The sequence below is a fragment of the Microscilla marina ATCC 23134 genome, assembly GCF_000169175.1.
In the GTDB taxonomy this organism is placed as follows: domain Bacteria; phylum Bacteroidota; class Bacteroidia; order Cytophagales; family Microscillaceae; genus Microscilla; species Microscilla marina.
In genome coordinates this window covers 1-1,692 of the sequence record NZ_AAWS01000121.1, presented here as the reverse complement: position 1 = coordinate 1,692, position 1,692 = coordinate 1, and the positions used below count along the sequence as shown (strand labels likewise).

The 1,692-nt window shown below is 43.8% G+C and carries 2 protein-coding genes; both read right to left on the bottom strand.

Annotated elements, in window-relative coordinates:
• Positions 1 to 525: hypothetical protein (locus tag M23134_RS37135; RefSeq protein ID WP_002706296.1), on the bottom strand; the 525-nt coding region annotated here is incomplete at its 3' end.
• 12 nt (positions 526 to 537) lie between these two features.
• Positions 538 to 1,692 (bottom strand): restriction endonuclease subunit S (locus M23134_RS37130; RefSeq protein ID WP_045115101.1); only part of this gene is annotated, 1,155 nt, incomplete at its 5' end.

The window sequence follows — 1,692 nt, the reverse complement described above, 5'->3', positions numbered from 1 at the left end:
TTTCCTTTTGCTTAGCACAAATCCCTCCAGTTGGTTGCACACTTGCTCGGCAAAGTGTACCGATTTTGCCCAACAAGTAGCTTTTATTTGTTCTCTGGCAGTTTGATGTGCAGGGTTGTTTTTATCATAAGCTGTTTTACCCCATTTTGCCAACAATTCAATGTCTGCCGAAGTGAAAAACGGTTGAGCATTCAGGGCTTGGTTTTTCCAATAATCAAAACATTGGTTAATTTCTCCTATACCAAAAAGCGTTTTTATGAGCTGTTGCTTCTTGCCAAAGCCCAATTCTTCGGCAAGGGCATAAAAACCATTGCCTTGATCGCTGCCTCCTTTGTGTATCACTACTGCGCTCAACAAAGGTCTGCTTGCAGCGTGTTCACTACGCGATAACTGGTCTAAGGCATCGTATAGCGGGGTATTGTTGGCAACGCCTAGCGCTTGGCTCAATTCTTCGTAAGAAATGGTACGCTCTTTACTCGCCCGCTCAATCAACAAGGTTCGTAATTTTTGCTGGTCTATAGCCATGTCAATCAGGATTTATTTTACAGATTTCTTCTTTTTTGTTCTCTTGGGTGTCTTCTTGGGCGCTTTTGCCTCCGCTTCGGCTTTTTCGGCTTCTATTTGTGCCAACAAAGTGCTGGCGGGTGCCCAGTCTTTCTCATTTTTGCAAGTGGCAAGCTCGGCATCGCTGAGTAGACGCCCTTCAAAGGCTTTTTTGAGAATGCTTTGCCTCAAGGCTTCAGCTTTCGCCAATCCTGTTTGAATACTTGCCTCTACCTGGTCGCACACCGACAACCGGCTTTCTATTTCTTGGACAATTTGGTGTTGTTCGGGGAGGGGTATTACTTGTATTGGTAAATTGTTCAATATACCTAAGTTTAAATTAGTCATTGTTGTTCCACTACCTTTTTTTTCGAGATAATGAATCACTCGTCTTTCACCTAATATTAAAGCATAAAGTTTTGCCTCAAAAAAATTAGTAAACCTTATGTAAAGGCTACCTGTACCACAAAACCAGCCATTTTCCTTAGATGAAATTAAAGCTGCTCTACCCATTTCTCCTCTCCTTCCAAGAATTATATCATTCATATTAAGAATATACTGTGGTAGTGAATCTACTTTAGCTTTTGTAATACATTCACTAGGAAAAATGTAGCCATCCTTGATATGTTTTGGGTTTATTATTGGTATGCCTTGCTCGACATAATCATGCTTGTGTAGTTGACTTCCAAAAGGTCCTATTTGTATCTTTTTAACAAGGTTTCCCATTTTCATCCACCCCCAACCTTCAGGCAAATTCGGCAATTGCTTCAACTCCTCTTCGCTCAAAGGCGCTACTTCTTTAGGTTTTTTGGGTTTGGCGGGCTTTTTACCTTCTTTGCCCTTGGCTTCCCAAGCTTTTACGGCTTGCGCCCAATCTGCCAATTGTTGGGCGTGGTGTTGGGCGCGTTCCTCTTTTATTTGCTCCAGCAAAGCCTCGGCGGTGGGCAAGTCGCTTTGTTGGGCACGCCACCCCTTGGTCAGTTCTCCTTCAAACGCCTTTTTGAGCACGGCTTGGCGGTACGTTTTCAATTGTGTTTCCGCCTTTTTGAGCGAGGCTATGCCCGCGTCTAACTCACTCAACAACTGCTCTATTTTGGCTACAATGGCGCGTTGTTCGGGGAGGGGGGGGAGGGGGAGTTTTTGAGATTT